The organism is Moraxella nasovis (assembly GCF_022701215.1).
In the GTDB taxonomy this organism is placed as follows: domain Bacteria; phylum Pseudomonadota; class Gammaproteobacteria; order Pseudomonadales; family Moraxellaceae; genus Moraxella; species Moraxella nasovis.
Genome location: NZ_CP089976.1, coordinates 919,048 through 934,456, shown reverse-complemented (window position 1 = coordinate 934,456; position 15,409 = coordinate 919,048). Strand labels below are relative to the sequence as shown.

At 41.0% G+C, this 15,409-nt stretch carries 19 protein-coding genes; 12 read left to right on the top strand and 7 right to left on the bottom strand.

The features are described 5' to 3' along the window. Nucleotides 1–141: 141 nt before the first annotated feature. Complete coding sequence (gene aroE, locus LU293_RS04685) at nucleotides 142–957, bottom strand: shikimate dehydrogenase (RefSeq protein ID WP_242749418.1); 816 nt, start codon at nucleotides 955–957, stop codon at nucleotides 142–144. Nucleotides 958–1,061: 104 nt separating this feature from the next. Between aroE and LU293_RS04680 the strand changes: the two genes are divergently transcribed. The 8 genes from LU293_RS04680 (at nucleotide 1,062) to LU293_RS04645 (ending at nucleotide 6,481) form a co-directional block, all read left to right on the top strand. Then, complete coding sequence (locus tag LU293_RS04680; protein ID WP_242749416.1) at nucleotides 1,062–1,931, top strand: aminotransferase class IV; 870 nt, start codon at nucleotides 1,062–1,064, stop codon at nucleotides 1,929–1,931. A 63-nt stretch (nucleotides 1,932–1,994) separates the two neighbouring features. Then, nucleotides 1,995–3,122, top strand: a complete 1,128-nt coding sequence (mltG, locus tag LU293_RS04675; RefSeq protein ID WP_242749414.1) for an endolytic transglycosylase MltG — start codon at nucleotides 1,995–1,997, stop codon at nucleotides 3,120–3,122. Next, complete coding sequence (gene tmk / locus LU293_RS04670; protein ID WP_242749412.1) at nucleotides 3,119–3,754, top strand: dTMP kinase; 636 nt, start codon at nucleotides 3,119–3,121, stop codon at nucleotides 3,752–3,754. The genes mltG and tmk overlap by 4 nt, the downstream gene beginning before the upstream one ends. Before the next feature lie 135 nt (nucleotides 3,755–3,889). After that, the gene (gene dapA, locus LU293_RS04665; protein ID WP_242749410.1) at nucleotides 3,890–4,795 is read left to right on the top strand and encodes a 4-hydroxy-tetrahydrodipicolinate synthase; all 906 of its coding nucleotides are present in this window, start codon (nucleotides 3,890–3,892) and stop codon (nucleotides 4,793–4,795) included. Nucleotides 4,796–4,806: 11 nt separating this feature from the next. Next, a complete protein-coding gene (locus LU293_RS04660; protein WP_242749408.1) occupies nucleotides 4,807–5,079 on the top strand; it encodes a hypothetical protein in 273 nt (90 codons plus the stop codon). 36 nt (nucleotides 5,080–5,115) lie between these two features. Next, the gene (gene purC / locus LU293_RS04655; RefSeq protein WP_242749406.1) at nucleotides 5,116–5,832 is read left to right on the top strand and encodes a phosphoribosylaminoimidazolesuccinocarboxamide synthase; all 717 of its coding nucleotides are present in this window, start codon (nucleotides 5,116–5,118) and stop codon (nucleotides 5,830–5,832) included. Nucleotides 5,833–5,892: 60 nt separating this feature from the next. Beyond that, complete coding sequence (locus LU293_RS04650; protein WP_242749404.1) at nucleotides 5,893–6,204, top strand: YqfO family protein; 312 nt, start codon at nucleotides 5,893–5,895, stop codon at nucleotides 6,202–6,204. Between the two features lie 100 nt (nucleotides 6,205–6,304). Continuing rightward, a complete protein-coding gene (locus tag LU293_RS04645) occupies nucleotides 6,305–6,481 on the top strand; it encodes a hypothetical protein (RefSeq protein WP_242749402.1) in 177 nt (58 codons plus the stop codon). A gap of 40 nt (nucleotides 6,482–6,521) precedes the next feature. Here the strand turns inward: LU293_RS04645 and LU293_RS04640 are convergent, their stop codons facing one another. The 5 genes from LU293_RS04640 to LU293_RS04620 form a co-directional block, all read right to left on the bottom strand. After that, nucleotides 6,522–6,932: a hypothetical protein gene (locus LU293_RS04640; protein ID WP_242749400.1), complete on the bottom strand. Its 411-nt coding sequence runs from the start codon at nucleotides 6,930–6,932 to the stop codon at nucleotides 6,522–6,524. Between the two features lie 50 nt (nucleotides 6,933–6,982). Beyond that, on the bottom strand, nucleotides 6,983–7,651 hold the full coding sequence (locus LU293_RS04635; RefSeq protein ID WP_242749398.1) for a thioredoxin domain-containing protein: 669 nt from the start codon (nucleotides 7,649–7,651) through the stop codon (nucleotides 6,983–6,985). Between the two features lie 67 nt (nucleotides 7,652–7,718). Continuing rightward, nucleotides 7,719–9,380: an energy-dependent translational throttle protein EttA gene (gene ettA, locus LU293_RS04630; RefSeq protein ID WP_242749397.1), complete on the bottom strand. Its 1,662-nt coding sequence runs from the start codon at nucleotides 9,378–9,380 to the stop codon at nucleotides 7,719–7,721. 36 nt (nucleotides 9,381–9,416) lie between these two features. After that, nucleotides 9,417–9,878 (bottom strand): hypothetical protein, encoded by a 462-nt coding sequence (locus LU293_RS04625; RefSeq protein WP_242749395.1) that lies wholly within the window; start codon nucleotides 9,876–9,878, stop codon nucleotides 9,417–9,419. Between the two features lie 62 nt (nucleotides 9,879–9,940). Then, nucleotides 9,941–10,393 carry a hypothetical protein gene (locus LU293_RS04620; RefSeq protein WP_242749393.1) on the bottom strand — a complete coding sequence of 151 codons (453 nt, stop codon included), beginning with the start codon at nucleotides 10,391–10,393 and terminating at the stop codon, nucleotides 9,941–9,943. A 141-nt stretch (nucleotides 10,394–10,534) separates the two neighbouring features. Between LU293_RS04620 and LU293_RS04615 the strand changes: the two genes are divergently transcribed. Continuing rightward, nucleotides 10,535–11,140: a YigZ family protein gene (locus LU293_RS04615; protein WP_242749391.1), complete on the top strand. Its 606-nt coding sequence runs from the start codon at nucleotides 10,535–10,537 to the stop codon at nucleotides 11,138–11,140. Between the two features lie 694 nt (nucleotides 11,141–11,834). Here LU293_RS04615 and LU293_RS04610 read toward each other — a convergent pair. Then, nucleotides 11,835–12,335 (bottom strand): Rrf2 family transcriptional regulator, encoded by a 501-nt coding sequence (locus tag LU293_RS04610; RefSeq protein WP_242749389.1) that lies wholly within the window; start codon nucleotides 12,333–12,335, stop codon nucleotides 11,835–11,837. 136 nt (nucleotides 12,336–12,471) lie between these two features. Here LU293_RS04610 and LU293_RS04605 point away from each other — a divergent pair, with 136 nt between their 5' ends. The 3 genes from LU293_RS04605 (at nucleotide 12,472) to LU293_RS04595 (ending at nucleotide 15,342) form a co-directional block, all read left to right on the top strand. Beyond that, entirely contained in the window at nucleotides 12,472–12,792 is a 321-nt protein-coding gene (locus LU293_RS04605; protein WP_242749387.1) for a Trp family transcriptional regulator, read from the top strand. A gap of 502 nt (nucleotides 12,793–13,294) precedes the next feature. Then, nucleotides 13,295–14,689, top strand: a complete 1,395-nt coding sequence (locus LU293_RS04600; protein ID WP_242749385.1) for an anthranilate synthase component I family protein — start codon at nucleotides 13,295–13,297, stop codon at nucleotides 14,687–14,689. Beyond that, nucleotides 14,686–15,342 carry an anthranilate synthase component II gene (locus LU293_RS04595; RefSeq protein ID WP_242749383.1) on the top strand — a complete coding sequence of 219 codons (657 nt, stop codon included), beginning with the start codon at nucleotides 14,686–14,688 and terminating at the stop codon, nucleotides 15,340–15,342. Before LU293_RS04600 ends, LU293_RS04595 begins: the two co-directional genes overlap by 4 nt. Nucleotides 15,343–15,409: the final 67 nt, after the last annotated feature.

Genomic DNA, 15,409 nt, shown 5'->3' with positions numbered 1-15,409 from the left:
GCGATTGTCGCCAATGAGTTTGTAATATACCGTAAATTTTATACAAATGATGTAACTTTTATTTATTTATAATTTATTTTCATTAAAATTTTAAATTTAAATAAATAAAAGTTATTAAAAAGCAAAGATTTAATTAGTGAACTATTGATTGCTTAGCCGTTCTAAGGTTGATTGGCTGACTTGGCAGTTAGTCCATAACGCAAAAGATAAGGCTGCTTGATGGATAAGCATGCCATATCCGTCTGACAGCTTTGCCCCACGCTGCTTAAAATGCTCTAAAAATTCTGATGGCTTGCCATACATCATATCATAAGCAAAATCTGCCGACAGCGATTGTGACAGAGCGAGTGTCTGGCTGTGCGTGGTGGCTGATGTGGCATTGATGATAACATCAAAGTGATGCGTGCCTGTGCTTAGCTTAGACAATTCATAGGCACACAGCGTGTCTGCAGATGATTTAAAGTCTGCCACAAGGCTTGTAGCCTTAGACAGTGTGCGATTAAAAATGTGTAGCTTTGCTCCTTGTTCTATAAGGGGTAAAATCGCCCCACGAGTTGCTCCACCTGCCCCAATGATGGCAACTGTTTTATCTTGTAAATTTATGCCTTGAGATTGTAGGTCTGATACAAGCCCACGTCCATCAGTGTTATCGCCATACAGTTTGCCATCTTGCATACTAAGCGTATTGACTGCCCCTGCTGCTTTGGCGTGATCACTGAGCATACCTGTGTCTTGGCACAGCTTAAACGCCATCTCTTTAAAAGGGAGTGTAACGTTCGCCCCTGTGCCACCACCATGAAAAAATGCCGATACGACTGCACAAAAGCTATCAAAATTATCTGGACAAAACTCACGAGAGTAGCGAATGGATTTGCCTAAGCTGTCTGCAAATGCGTGATGAATGTCAGGGCTTTTAGAGTGGCTGATAGGATTGCCGATAACGATAAAATGCTGCATATAAGGTGTCTTTTTTGAATAAAATTATGTCAGTTTTACTTGATTTGGTTAAAAATAGCAAGTTTTTTAAAATTTTTGTAAAATAGGGTGATAGGAGTTAAATCATGACGCAAATACAAACGGTGCAGTTTTATCATCTGACAGATGGTCAGATGGTGGCTTCAAATCAAGCGATGGATGAGCGAGCCTTTGCTTATGGTGATGGGTTTTTTAGCACGATGGGCGTAAAAGATGGCGTCATTTTATGGGCAGATTGGCATAGGGTGCGATTGGTGGATTGTGCTTGGCGATTCTGCCTAGATATTGATGTCAGCGAGATAATGACACATCTGACCGCATTGGCAGCAGCGATGGGCTATGGTATGCTAAAGATTATCATCACACGACACGCCCAAAAAGTGCGTGGCTATGGGTTTTTGGCGGCAAAAATAGGCAGGCGTGCTCAAGTCTTTATTAAGATTATGCCATCACCCATCTATGATGCTGTATCATTTATTGGAGAGTTTCCCATCCAAAAGTCTGGACAGGCTTGGTGCTTGACCGAAAAAATAGGCATTAGGCCCAGTCGGTTTTATGGGGTAAAATTAATCAGCTGTCATGAACACGTTTTTATCCATCATGAACTGTTACAAGCTCAAGCTGCCCAAGATAAGATTATAGAAGGGCTTGTTCAGAACACTGCAGGCGAGTGGATTTGTGGGGTTAGTAGTAATGTATTTTATCAGCTTGATGGCAAGTGGTACACGCCAAGCCTAAATGGCTCAGGTGTTAATGGTACAGTGCGTAAGGCGTTGTTATCTTATTCATTAGCAGTTGAACGGGTGCTGTGTGATAATGATTTGACCAAAATAACAGCAATGGCATTCACCAATGCAGTAAAAGGCGTTATACCCATTGATGGGCTGTGGTATCGTGATGTCTATCACGTCATGCAGACTAAGGACGCCTTGCCAAGTTTATTAGGCTATCGATGAAAAATCACACAAATTTTCTATGATTTGCTACAATAATCATCAAAATCAGCAAAGTATTAATTTATGAATCAGCCAAAAACACGCAAAACCACCAAAAGACACTATGTCAAAAAGCCTGACAAAAAACAGCCTAAGTCCCAGCTAAGATTTGTAGTGCTGGTTGTGCTAGCTTTGCTGATTTTGATGGGATTATTTATCGGCTATATGACGATTTTTGCCAAGACAAGTCAGCCATCTCAAATACTTGACGTCCAAAAAGGCGACACCTATCATGGCATACTTGTTCAACAAAAATGGCAGTCATCGCCTTTTGCATCTAATGCGATAACTAAGCTGTACTTAAAAATGTATGCCAATAAAGAGCTGCACGTTGGAAAATACCAAATTCCGACAAATGCCAGCTTAAAGCAGGTGGTGGATATTTTAAACGCAGGGGTTTTGGTTACGACCATTAAGGTGCAAATTATTGAAGGTAAGACCATTAAAGATTTGTACCACACGCTAAAAAATACCGATGGTGTCACGCTTGAGCTGTTAGCTCCAAAGACTGCCGATTATACGTGGCAGGATGTTGCAGCTGATAATAAGGCGGTGGCAGAAGCTTTGCAAATTGACAAGTCAAAAGGCGGGCAAGGCAATTTAGAAGGGTGGTTTGCTCCAAATACCTACTTATTTGATTATGGAACAAGTGACCGCCAAATCCTAAAACGACTATATAGCGAACAAAAAAAGCTCTTACAGGCAGAGTGGGATGACAAAGATGCCAATTTGCCTTATCAGTCGCCTTATGAAGCACTCATCATGGCAAGCATCATTGAAAAAGAAACAAGCATTGATGATGAGCGTCAAAAGGTAGCGGCAGTATTTATTAATCGCTTACGCCAAGGTATGCGACTACAAACAGATCCGACCATCATCTATGGTTTGTTTGATCGCTATGATGGTAAGATTTACCGTTCAAACATTAGCGAAAAAACCGCCTATAACACCTACCAGATTAATGGACTGCCACCAACGCCAATCGCCTTACCATCTGCTGCATCTATTCGTGCCGCTATGCACCCAGCAGATACAGATGTGGTGTATTTTGTGGCGACAGGCAAAGGTGGACACACGTTTAGCCGCACCTTAGATGAGCATAATCAGGCGGTTGCCAAGTATCGTGCCACTCTAAAGGATAATGCAAAATGAGTGCTTTATTCATCAGTTTTGAAGGCACAGAAGGGGTGGGTAAGACTACCGCCATCGACCATCTTTGCCAAACATTAGCCGATAAAGGGGTGGATTTTATCCGCACTCGTGAGCCTGGCGGTAGTATCGTTGCTGAGAAACTAAGAGCCATTTTGCTAGATAAAGACACTCAGATTAATGATGATACCGAGCTTTTATTAATGCACAGTGCTAGGGCTGATCATCTACATCAGACCATCTTGCCTGCACTAGCTGCCGATAAGTGGGTGATTTGTGATCGCTTTGTGGATAGCACAGTTGCATATCAAGGCTTTGGGCGGTTCTTTGGTGATAAGGCAGCTTTACAAAAAATCAAGCTTTTAACAGATGGCTTTGTGCCACGCTTGCCGGATTTAACGTTTTGGTTGGATTTGGATGTTCATCTTGGTATGAGCCGAGCATCTAAGCGTAGCGTCGCTGACCGCTTTGAGACTGAAAAGTTAGCGTTTTTTGAGCGAGTGTATGAAGGCTTACAGTATCAAGCCATGCACTATGATAGAATCTGCCGCATTGACGCTAGTGGTTCGCCAGAAGATGTCTTGGCAAAAATTATCTTAAAGCTTGAGCCATTTTTACCAAATGGCAATCAATAGATGATGAGCTTGTTTTAAACATTAAAAGCATTAATAAAAATTTTAGAAAAATTGCAACCAAATCTGCACATCACCAAAACAAGTGTGATAAACTAGGCTAATTTCTTGAATTAGGATAAATCAAAGTAGGTTCTCATGGCAGACGCATATCAAGATATAAAAAGCAGACTGCACGGCTCGATACCTGCGCTAATTACGCCGATGACGGTAGACGGTGCGGTAGATTATGACGCTCTTGCAAAGCTTATCGAATGGCAAATCGCAGAAGGTACGCACGCTATCGTGGCAGTTGGTACGACAGGCGAGTCGGCAACTTTATCTATGCAAGAGCATGCTGAAGTGATTAAGTTTTTTGTTCAGCAAGTGGCAGGACGTGTACCCGTCATCGCAGGTACAGGGGCAAATAACACGCTTGAAGCGATCGAATTAACCCAATACGCCAAAGACGCAGGGGCAGATGCTGCACTGCTTGTCGTGCCATACTACAATAAGCCTTCCCAAGAAGGTATCTATCAGCACTATAAGGCGATTGCCAATGCGGTGGACATTCCACAAATTTTATATAACGTGCCAGGACGCACCGTGGTAGATTTACAGCAGGCGACTGTAGAACGCCTGATGACCATTCCAAATATCGTCGCCATTAAAGATGCGACAGGCGATCTGACCCGTGGTCGGGCGTTAATTGAGGCAGTTAGTGATCACATCGTGGTGCTGTCAGGCGATGATCCGACCGCTTTAGAGCTTATTAAGCTTGGTGGCAGGGGTAACATCTCTGTAACGGCGAATGTCGTTCCTCGTGCGATGAGCCAAACTTTTACTTTGGCACTTGAGGGTAAATTTGACGAAGCGAACGCTTTGCACGACACCATTAAGCACTTACACAGCGATTTATTTTGTGAGGCAAGTCCTCAGCCAACTAAGTATGCTTTATACAAGATGGGCAAGATTGATAAAGGCATTCGCTTGCCACTGGTTTGGTTATCTAAAGAGTATCAGCCTGTGATTGATGCAGCACTGACCAAGGCGAATTTGATTTAATGGGTAAAAAGATGAACGTATTAAAAATTACATTTACAGCATTGGTTGTAAGCCTAGTTTTGACAGGCTGTAGTGCCACCAAAAATCTGTTGGCTAAGCGTAGTGACGGCAGTCTTGATTATCAATCAAGCCAAAAACTTGACCCAATTAAGCTTCCTGCTGATCAGGTGACAGGCAACTTTATTCCGCTATATCCAACCGTGGAGCTTGGTGATAATCAGCTTGATCTAAAAAACAGCTCAGGCAAGCAATATCAATTGCCAGCACCGCCAAGCATTCATTAATTTATTGGTTTTATTAACGACTTTTAGGGCTTTTCTATGGAAAAACAAGCACTTCTTTATACTGGTAAAGCAAAATCTGTCTATGAGACACATGATGCTGATTATCTGATTTTGCACTTTCGTAACGACGCCAGTGCATTCAATGGCGAGAAAATTGCCCAGCTTGACCGCAAGGGTAAGGTCAATAATCGCTTTAATGCTTTTATTATGCAAAAACTTGCCGAAGCTGGTGTTGAGACACACTTTGAGCGTCAGCTATCTGACGATGAAGTGCTGGTCAAACGCCTAAAAATGATTCCTGTGGAATGCGTGGTGCGTAACTATGCAGCAGGCGGGCTAATGAAGCGTCTAGGTCTAGAAGAAGGCTTGCCACTACTGCCACCAACGTATGAGCTTTTTTATAAAGACGATAAGCTTGGCGATCCAATGCTGTCAGAATCAACTGCTATCGCCCTAGGTTTTGCCACAGCTGATGAGCTTGATCAGATGAAGAAGCTCACTTATAAGGTGAATGAAGTTTTATCAGCTATTTTTGATGAAGCAGGTCTTTTGCTTGTGGACTTTAAGCTTGAATTTGGCTTATTCCAAGGTCGAATTGTGCTTGGTGATGAGTTCTCGCCAGACGGTTGCCGCCTTTGGGATAAACAAACTAAGAAAAAACTAGATAAAGATCGTTTCCGCCAAGGCTTAGGCGATGTGGTAGAAGGTTATGAAGAAGTCGCCCGCCGAATTGGTGTGCCACTAGAAGACTGATTGAGTCGATGAATAAAAAACCCAAAATGTGATGTTTTGGGTTTTTTGTAAGGAAAAAAGATGTATAAATTAATCATCTATATACCCCAAGAACATTTAGACGAGGTAAAAGAGGCGGTGTTTCAGGCAGGTGCAGGGCAGTTTGGTAATTATTCTTGCTGTGCTTGGGAGGTTTTGGGAGTAGGTCAGTTTAAGCCACTTAAGGGAGCTAATCCTACTATCGGTCAGGTTGGCACTCTTGAGACTGTCAAAGAATGGCGTGTGGAGATGATAGTGCCAGATGATAGGCTACATTCGGTTATTCAAGCCTACAAGAAAGCTCATCCTTATGAATGCCCTGCGTACGATGTGTATCTGATGGTAGATGTGTAGGCTTGATAATTAGGCATAAAGTACAAGAATTTATACTAATAAAATTAAAATATTCACCACATCAAATCTTAAAATGGCGTTGTCATTCATCAATATTTTTATGCCAATGCTATTTGTATTTTTAGGTGCTGTCGCTGTGGCGTTGCCCTTGCTTTTGGTCTTAGGCGGTCATAAAGTTGGCGCACGTCTGTTAAAGCGTATCCAAGACAAAGCAGAAAAACAAGCAGACAACAAAGTCATTATGCCAAATCCACAGGTTAACGAACCACGTTTTTAAATCATATTTTAGCTACTGATACAAAACAATAAAAACGACATCATGGGGTGTCGTTTTTTGTTTTGGTCGCTTCGTACATTGCACGAATTATCGCACACAATCCAAAACACACACCCACGCCAATCGGTGCAACCACAAGCCCTATAAATGGTGCTAATGCTCTGCCTGTGTCATTGGCAACCCTTTGTAGGGCGATTTGTTGGGTGGGTGTAATTTCATTGTCTTCAAAAAATCCATTATTATTCAAATCAAAACTTTGCAAAATCGCATTTAAATATTCACTTATCGCCCATGCCGTGCCGATAATGAGTAGATACGCAATTAGGCAAGTTATGGGAAATACAAAACGCAGTCGCAACTGGTATTTATATTTAATAAAATAGGCGATAAAGGGCGTAGTAAGTAATAAAAAGAATAAAGTGTTTTTTAAAATATACAAAATATTCGCCATACTGTTTACCACCCATAAATCAAATAACTTCTTATTTATTATTTTATTTATTATTTTGCCATACCATGTAGTTTTTGCAATTCTTGTAATAGTATCGCTCTATCATAGCCACGATACGGCTGCCCATCTACTTCACGAATTTGCAATCCATCAATAAAGCTAGTAGGCGGCATATGGTGGGCATACTTACCTTGTTTGTTTAAAACCATAATGGTCGGATAAACAACGATTTCATCTGTAAAATTCACATAATCCAAAGCCTGCTCGCCATTGGCATAATCTCCGTCAATATGAGCAATGACAAAGTTATCCGCCACATAATGATTTAATTTTATGGCGTTATCAATGTCATTTTGAGTAATATTTTCATTCATTACCCATTGCGACAAATCGCCATTACTATCACGCCAAACATAATCATGTGTTTGAATTTTCCCATTAAAATATCTATCCAAAACATGACACCAAATACACCATTCGCCCCCATAAATCATAAGAACATTTTTATTTTGAGATTGGGCGGTGGCAATGGCATTTTTGATAATTAATACTTGGTCGCCACATTCATCATGTAATTTGGCATTCCCATCACGGCAATTCACATCTGGTGTTTTTGGGAAATGCTCTATGGGTTTAATGGTGGGGGCGGTAGTATCGGCAAATGAACAAGCAGAGATTGCCAAACCAAATAGCAATCCAACATAAGGCAATTTTTTCATATTTTTCCTATTAACTATATAAATACAATAAAAGCCCATGATTTTATCACGGGCTTTTATTTAGGGCTTACCCACCAATCTTTTTATATTTCGTTCTTTTTGGTGTGGCATCTGCCCCCAATCGCTCCTTACGCCATTTTTCGTATTCTGAATAATTACCATCAAAAAATTCAGGCTCTTCATTCTCAAAAGATAAAATATGCGTACAAATACGGTCCAAGAACCATCTGTCATGCGAAACGACCATCACTGTGCCGGGGAACACTTGAATCGCATCTTCTAAGGCACGCAAGGTCTCCACATCAAGGTCGTTGGACGGCTCGTCCAGTAGGATAACGTTCGCCCCTTGTTTTAGGGTTTTGGCAAGTTGTAGGCGATTTCGCTCACCACCTGATAGATTGCCAACGAGTTTTTGTTGGTCTTGACCTTTAAAGTTAAAGCGTCCGATGTAGGCACGGCTTGGTGTGGTATACTCGCCCACCGTTATCATGTCAAGTCCGTCCGACACTTCTTCCCACACGGTTTTTTTGTCATCAAGATCATCACGCACCTGACCCACATAGGCAACTTTCACGCTCTCGCCAATCTCCACAGTGCCTGTGTCTGGCTTATCTTTACCTGTAATCATGTTAAATAAGGTGGTTTTACCCACGCCGTTAGGTCCTACGATACCGACAATCGCTAAGGGTGGCACGGTGAAAGATAGATTTTCATACAGCAGACGGTCGCCAAAGGATTTGGAAATGTTATTAACTTCAATCACTTTATTGCCAAGGCGTGGTCCCGGTGGGATATAAATTTCGGCGGTTTCGTTACGCTGTTGGAACTCTCGTGAGTTCATCTCTTCAAAGCGTTCTAGGCGAGATTTGGATTTGGCTTGCTGACCCTTTTGGTTTTTGCGTACCCATTCTAGCTCTTGTTTTAGGGCTTTGGCAAAGGCTTCTTCTTGTTTTTGTTCTTGTTCTAGACGTTTGTTTTTCTGTTCAAGCCATTCGGTATAGTTGCCTTGATACGGATAGCCATAGCCACGGTCCAGCTCCAAAATCCACTCAGCGACATTGTCAAGAAAATAGCGGTCATGCGTAATCGCCACAATCGTGCCAGAGTAGTCTTTTAAGAAACGCTCAAGCCACGCCACACTCTCTGCGTCCAAGTGGTTGGTCGGCTCGTCAAGTAGGAGCATATCAGGCTTGGATAACAGCAGGCGACACAATGCGACACGGCGTTTTTCGCCCCCAGACAGCTTAGACACATCAGCGTCCCAAGGTGGCAGACGAAGTGCGTCCGCTGCTTTTTCAAGCTGAGTATTTAGGTTGTGTGCGTCCCAAGCAGTGATAATATCTTCCATCTTGCCTTGCTCGGCAGCCAGCTTATCAAAATCAGCATCAGGCTCGGCATATTCGGCATAGATTTGGTTTAGGCGGTCAAGAGCGTCTAGGGCTTCACGCACGCCATCTTCTACATTACCACGCACGTCTTTGGTGGGGTCAAGCTGTGGCTCTTGGGGTAGGTAGCCAATCTTGATGCCTGTTTGTGGGCGTGCTTCGCCATTGTATTCGGTATCCACGCCTGCCATGATACGAAGAAGTGTGGATTTGCCAGCACCGTTTAGACCGAGTACGCCAATTTTCGCCCCTGGGAAGAAAGACAGCGAGATGTCTTTTAGGATTTCACGCTTGGGTGGAACAAGTTTTGACACTTTGTTCATGGTGTAGATGTATTGTGCCATGAGTTTCCTTGAATAAAATAAAAGTTAAACCAACTATTATCGCATGCTTTGGTTGGTGGGGCAAGCAGATTTGGGGAGTAAAAATTTGGCTAATGCCACGGATGCTATACCACCAATCAGCCCAAAAATCCCAAAAAACAAAAATCCAAATACACTTCTTTTAATAACATAATACACATCCATACCATCCATTAATAGGTCAAATATCCCAGTAATTAAAAAGCACAAAAATGTCATCACAAAACCAATGGTAAATATTCGCCAGTAATCAGAATCTTTCTTAATTCTTGTTTTTGTCAAAGATAGCGTCAATCCTGTCAAGAAAGCAGGTGCGGTGCCAAACATGACAGCAGCCTCCACCACCGCAAATAAAACATTCCAATCATCACCCAAGAAAAACAACCAAAATAAAAGCAACCATACAAACGGCAAACTTCCTAATAATCCGCCTAATAACGCATAACCTAGAATGACTTTTATGGTGGGATATTTTTTCATAAAAATCCTTGTTGAAGCTCCTAATTTATAACTTAAAACACCATGAACCAAATTAGCAAGCCCTAACGCTTTGGTACAAATAACCTTGCCAATACCACAGATGATAATCCGCCAAGTAGTGCAAACCAAAGCGTTGTAACTTCTTTTTTGGCTGACCAGTCCGACCAATCAGCCCCACTCAAAACCGTCAAAAGCATCAATCCCAAATAAGCCAGCACCACCGCCACAAAGCCGATAACAAAAGCCTTAAAATAACTTTTAAAATTACCTACATGGATTTTAAAAATTACCATCATTATTCCTGCCAATAACGCAGGCAACAAGCCTACCACAAAGGAAAAAATCAGTACCAAAAATATCATTTCAAAAATCACAAGAAAATAGCCATCTTGTGTATTAACTGTAAGATTAAAAAGAAAATAAGGCAAACTTAGCACGCCACCAACCACGCCACCTAATAGCGGATATAATATGATGATTTTGGCGGTGGGGTAATGCTGATTAGATAAATTCATAAAAGCCTAAATTTCATTTACTTTTTATCAATTTATGATAGCATAATGATGACAACATAAACATGATTTTCACAAAAGGACATCTGATGACTATTATGCTGTTTGTGTTATGATGGGATGTTTTTATTTATTCTAATTGATATGACTTATTCAACCCTATCTGCACCTTGCTCGGCTGTTTTTGAGATTAAAAAAAGCGAATTTCTTGCTTTTGCTCACCCCATCACCAATCGTGACCAATTAACGTTTCACGTGGAACACTACCGACAGACCTATCCAGATGCTCGCCATGTCTGCTACGGCTATATCATTGGTGATCCAAATAATACCACATCAGCAGGCTTTGATGATGATGGAGAGCCAAATGGCACAGCAGGTAGACCTATTTTAAACGTGCTACAACATAAAGCCATCGGTAATGTATGCGTCATCGTGGTGCGGTATTTTGGGGGTATTAAGCTTGGTGCGGGCGGTCTGACTCGAGCCTATGCTACAGCAACACAGATGGCTGTTGATAAGATGTCTTTGGCTGTCTTTGTACCACAATCCACCGTTAAGATTATGTGTGATTTTAAGGATGAGGCTCAAGTGCGGTACTTAACCGAGCAAGTCCAAGGCGAGATTTTAGAGGTGGATTATTGCAAAGCAGTCATGCTGACAGCACGGCTTGATGATGAAAAAATCGCTCAGTTTCAAGAAAGCTTAGGTGTCTTTGGTGAAATAATAACGCCATCAATCAAAAAATAACAAACCGTAAACCAAAGGAGCAAGTTTACGGTTTGTGATAGAGCGTCATGCGTTTCTAAGCTCTTCCATGATTACAGCTATATTCCGTGTGGCAGTCCATCTGCCTAATCCTTGCTGTATGAGTGCATTATGCCAAAATCACCATCGTATGAAAAGGTGTAAAAATCGTCAATGTTTGTAAGATTTGGCTTACAAAGCTGAACAATAAAACAAATTCATAAAGAACAAAGCCACAGACCGAAATCTGTGGCTTTATCTTAACGTTTATTACCTTGCGGTATCCTAGCTTAATCCATCAAAGCTTTCTCAATCCTTGAGAAACAACAGCAAATTTTATCAATCCTTAAAACCATCCATTTCCTTTGCTGTGTGTGTATTATCCTAAATTATGCTGAATAAGAAAAGACGCAAAAATCGTCAATGTTTGTAAGATTTGGCTTACAAAGCTGAACAACAAAACAAATTCATAAAAAACAAAGCCACAGACCGAAATCTGTGGCTTTATCTTAACGTTTATTACCTTGCGGTATCCTAGCTTAATCCATCAAAGCTTTCTCAATCCTTGAGAAACAACAGCAAATTTTATCAATCCTTAAAACCATCCATTTCCTTTGCTGTGTGTGTATTATCCTAAATTATGCTGAATAAGAAAAGACGCAAAAATCGTCAATGTTTGTAAGATTTGGCTTACAAATTATAAATGCTCAAGCAGTTCATCGGCATTGGTGATGACGTCAGCAAGTGTGTAGTCATCTAGCACCGTAATAAAAGCAAGCATCGCCTTACTAAACACGCCTTTTAGCTGGCATACAGGTGAGATAACACAGCTGCTTGTTACTTCTGCTGTGCTGATTTCAAGACTGGGTATGACGTCTGGAGGCGTTTTTTTTGATGGGGTATCAGAGCTGTCATCTAGGCAGTCTAGGATATAAAAATCGCTTTCAGTATGGCGAATGAGTGTGCCAATGTTAATCTGTTTTGGGTGTTTGGCAAGGCGAATGCCACCGCCTTTACCACGCACGCTTTCAATATAACCCAGCTTGCCCAGTTGATGGATGATTTTGGTTAAGTGGCTTTTTGAGATGTGGTAGCTGTCAGCGATGTCATTAATGTTGGCAAGTTCATGGTTTTTAGGCTTGATTGCCAAATAAATGAGCGAACGCAGAGCGTAGTCACTGTAATTGGTAAGACGCATTTTAAGATATATATTTTATAAATATTTAGATTATTATAACAAATTTTAGTTATGTTTTTAGTGGATTTATAATAAATAAATCATTTTATGCTAACTCCACCTTTAAACTTGCTTTAAAAAAGTGATTGGATTATAATTGTATCATTATACTAGAACACAAAAACAAGCAATGCCAAAATCCGCCCACCAATCTGCCCATGTCTATCTTGTGCAACTACTGTGTGAGAACCAAGATCCGCAGTACATCGAGAGTTTGCTATCAGCGATATTAACCCAAAAAGAGCAAGCCGAGCTTGCCAACCGCATCTTAATTTTTGCTCTGCTTCAACAAGGCTTGCCACAGCGTGAGATTGCCGAACGGCTTGGCGTGGGGATAGCTACTGTGTCAAGGGGGGCAAAAGCGTATCAAGTGAACGATGTAGCAAGTTTATTACCAAATTTAAAAGAACGGTTTTAATATGACCTTGCTCTTGTAGTTCATGACCAATGCTTGCCTTATGTAACAAACTTTCATGGGTAAGTTTTAGACGCTTAGACTTATTTTGTATTTTATAAGTTGTATAAACACCAATGCTATCATTTAAGTTTGGTGGTTAATCATAGCATGCTGGTTTTATCCGATTGCGTAGATAATGCCAATTTTTAAATAGCGAGAGTGAGCAAGGCATCTTTATGTACTAACTTAAGCTGTACTTGATGAAAGACAATGGGGCTAAAGTTACGATTATAATACCAAAACGAAGTAACTTTAATCCAAGCACTGAAGATCTTTAGTATGAATAAGACACTAATCACTGTCAATTATATGCAATTTTCAATCACTTAATTATCTTCAATCAAATGATTAAAAAATATTATCATTAAAATCAAGAATTTATTGGTGTTTTAAATATAAAATAGTTGCAAATTATATAAAATGCGATTAGAATGTATCATCATACTAGAACATTGAAACATCTATGAATACTCAAAACACACCACCAAAAATCCAAATCCCAAGTAAGCCACACCTGATAAAAATCGCTCAAGACATTGATTTTTTTGAGTTATTTAAACGTATTGAAGATAAATACGATTCTTGTTTTTTGCTAGAATCCTTGGGCGAAGACAGCCACATTTCACGTCATCATGCCATTGGTTTTGCTCCTGATAAAATCATTTTTGCCAAAGATCGTCACACCCTAAGCATAGATGATAACGGCACGATAAGTGATTATGTCTGCGACAATCCCTATCAGCTGTTACGACAAATCACACCCCAAAATGTGCTATCTCGCAACCACACGGGTGGCTTGGTTGGCTATTTGGGGTATGACAGTATTAATTTTTTTGAGCCAAGCCTTGATGTACAAGGTTCTGACGAGTTTGAACCGTTTAAATTTGGCTTATATTTGGACGGTTTAAGCCTTGATAAAATGACAGGCGAGATTTTTTATTTTTATTATCATAACAATCGTATTGATGAGATTAAAGTTTTGCTTGATATGCCAACACCTGAGCAAAAATCGCCAAAAGTGCGGTATTTGGGCGATGGCATGAGTAAAGACGAACACGCTAAAGCCGTACAAAAGGTCAAAGAAGACATCAAAGCAGGGCGAATTTTTCAATGTGAAGTGGGCTTTAAATCGCACTATGCCATTGATGGTGATACGTTACCGATTTACCAAAAACTGCGTGAAGTCAATCCATCTCCGCATATGTATTTTGTCAAATTTGGCAAGCAAAAAATCATTGGGGCATCGCCTGAGCTGCTGTTTCGTCTGCGAAATGGCGAAATGGAAACCTTTCCACTTGCTGGCACAACTAAGCGTGGGGCTAATGAAAGCGAAGATAGGCAGCTTGCCAGAGCCTTGCTTAATGACCCTAAAGAGATTGCTGAGCATAATATGCTTGTGGATTTGCACAGAAACGATATTGGGCGAGTGGCTCAGTTTGGCACGGTCAAAGTGCGAAATCTTATGGATATTAAACGATTTTCGCATGTTCAGCACATCTCAAGCGAGATAGTCGGTATTATTCATCCGTCTGAAGATATGTTTTCTGCCCTTGCGAGCAATTTTCCTGCAGGCACGTTATCAGGAGCTCCTAAGATTGAAGCGATTAAAATCATCAATGAGCTAGAGCCTGATGGACGTGGGGCGTATGGCGGGGCGTTGGGGCAATTTTCGTTTAATGGCGATTGTATTTTTGCCATTCCTATTCGCTCGCTGTTTATCAGTGGCGATAAGGCGTATGCTCAGACGTGTGGTGGTAATGTGTATGACAGTAATGCTGATGATGAATATGAAGAAATTGTGCGAAAATTGTCTGCGATGAAGGCGACTTTGGGTTATTTTATGGGGGAAGTAAAATGAATGTTTTAATCATTGACAATTACGACAGTTTTACCTTTAATTTATACCAATACATTGGCGAAATTTTGATAGATCGCCAAGGACAAACAGGGCAAAATTTTAGCGTAACCGTCAAACGTAATGACAAGATTACTCTTGATGAAATTAAAGCATTAAATCCTGATCGCATCATCATCTCACCGGGAGCAGGCTCGCCTGACGACCCCAATTATTTTGGCGTGTGTGGTCAAGTGATTACCACGCTTGGCAAAACCACGCCTTTATTGGGTGTGTGCCTTGGCATGCAGGGAATTGCCCACTTTTTTGGTGCTAAAGTGGTGCGAGCAAATACTCCTATGCACGGTAAAACATCACCCATTCGCCATGACGCAAAAGGCGTATATCAAGGCTTGCCACAGGGCATTGAGATTATGCGTTATCATTCGCTGATGGTAGATGCTGGCAGTCTGCCTGATTGCCTAGAAATTACAAGCATCGTCCAAAACTTTGACAATGACGATAAAGACATGATAACAGCAAGCAAGCTTGGTGATGAAATTATGGGCATTCGCCACAAAACCTATCCCATTCAAGGCGTACAATACCACCCAGAATCGTTTGCGACCGAAGGGGCAAAAAGATTGCTTGGAAATTTTATTTTACAAGGGGTGTAATGATTGGTATTAAAAGAAATATCTCACATAACCTGCCAAACCAATCTTATGTATATGCATCATGAAT

Excerpts from the sequence above, each read along its gene's own strand:
- LU293_RS04620 (WP_242749393.1), bottom strand. The coding sequence starts at position 10,393 with ATGAATTTATCTAATCAGCATTACCCCACCGCCAAAATCATCATATTA.
- LU293_RS04660 (WP_242749408.1), top strand. The coding sequence starts at position 4,807 with ATGAACGTATTAAAAATTACATTTACAGCATTGGTTGTAAGCCTAGTT.
- tmk (WP_242749412.1), top strand. The coding sequence starts at position 3,119 with ATGAGTGCTTTATTCATCAGTTTTGAAGGCACAGAAGGGGTGGGTAAG.
- LU293_RS04650 (WP_242749404.1), top strand. The coding sequence starts at position 5,893 with ATGTATAAATTAATCATCTATATACCCCAAGAACATTTAGACGAGGTA.
- ettA (WP_242749397.1), bottom strand. The coding sequence starts at position 9,380 with ATGGCACAATACATCTACACCATGAACAAAGTGTCAAAACTTGTTCCA.
- aroE (WP_242749418.1), bottom strand. The coding sequence starts at position 957 with ATGCAGCATTTTATCGTTATCGGCAATCCTATCAGCCACTCTAAAAGC.
- purC (WP_242749406.1), top strand. The coding sequence starts at position 5,116 with ATGGAAAAACAAGCACTTCTTTATACTGGTAAAGCAAAATCTGTCTAT.
- LU293_RS04645 (WP_242749402.1), top strand. The coding sequence starts at position 6,305 with ATGCCAATGCTATTTGTATTTTTAGGTGCTGTCGCTGTGGCGTTGCCC.
- LU293_RS04610 (WP_242749389.1), bottom strand. The coding sequence starts at position 12,335 with ATGCGTCTTACCAATTACAGTGACTACGCTCTGCGTTCGCTCATTTAT.
- LU293_RS04635 (WP_242749398.1), bottom strand. The coding sequence starts at position 7,651 with ATGAAAAAATTGCCTTATGTTGGATTGCTATTTGGTTTGGCAATCTCT.
- LU293_RS04595 (WP_242749383.1), top strand. The coding sequence starts at position 14,686 with ATGAATGTTTTAATCATTGACAATTACGACAGTTTTACCTTTAATTTA.
- LU293_RS04625 (WP_242749395.1), bottom strand. The coding sequence starts at position 9,878 with ATGAAAAAATATCCCACCATAAAAGTCATTCTAGGTTATGCGTTATTA.
- LU293_RS04680 (WP_242749416.1), top strand. The coding sequence starts at position 1,062 with ATGACGCAAATACAAACGGTGCAGTTTTATCATCTGACAGATGGTCAG.
- dapA (WP_242749410.1), top strand. The coding sequence starts at position 3,890 with ATGGCAGACGCATATCAAGATATAAAAAGCAGACTGCACGGCTCGATA.
- mltG (WP_242749414.1), top strand. The coding sequence starts at position 1,995 with ATGAATCAGCCAAAAACACGCAAAACCACCAAAAGACACTATGTCAAA.
- LU293_RS04615 (WP_242749391.1), top strand. The coding sequence starts at position 10,535 with ATGACTTATTCAACCCTATCTGCACCTTGCTCGGCTGTTTTTGAGATT.
- LU293_RS04600 (WP_242749385.1), top strand. The coding sequence starts at position 13,295 with ATGAATACTCAAAACACACCACCAAAAATCCAAATCCCAAGTAAGCCA.
- LU293_RS04640 (WP_242749400.1), bottom strand. The coding sequence starts at position 6,932 with ATGGCGAATATTTTGTATATTTTAAAAAACACTTTATTCTTTTTATTA.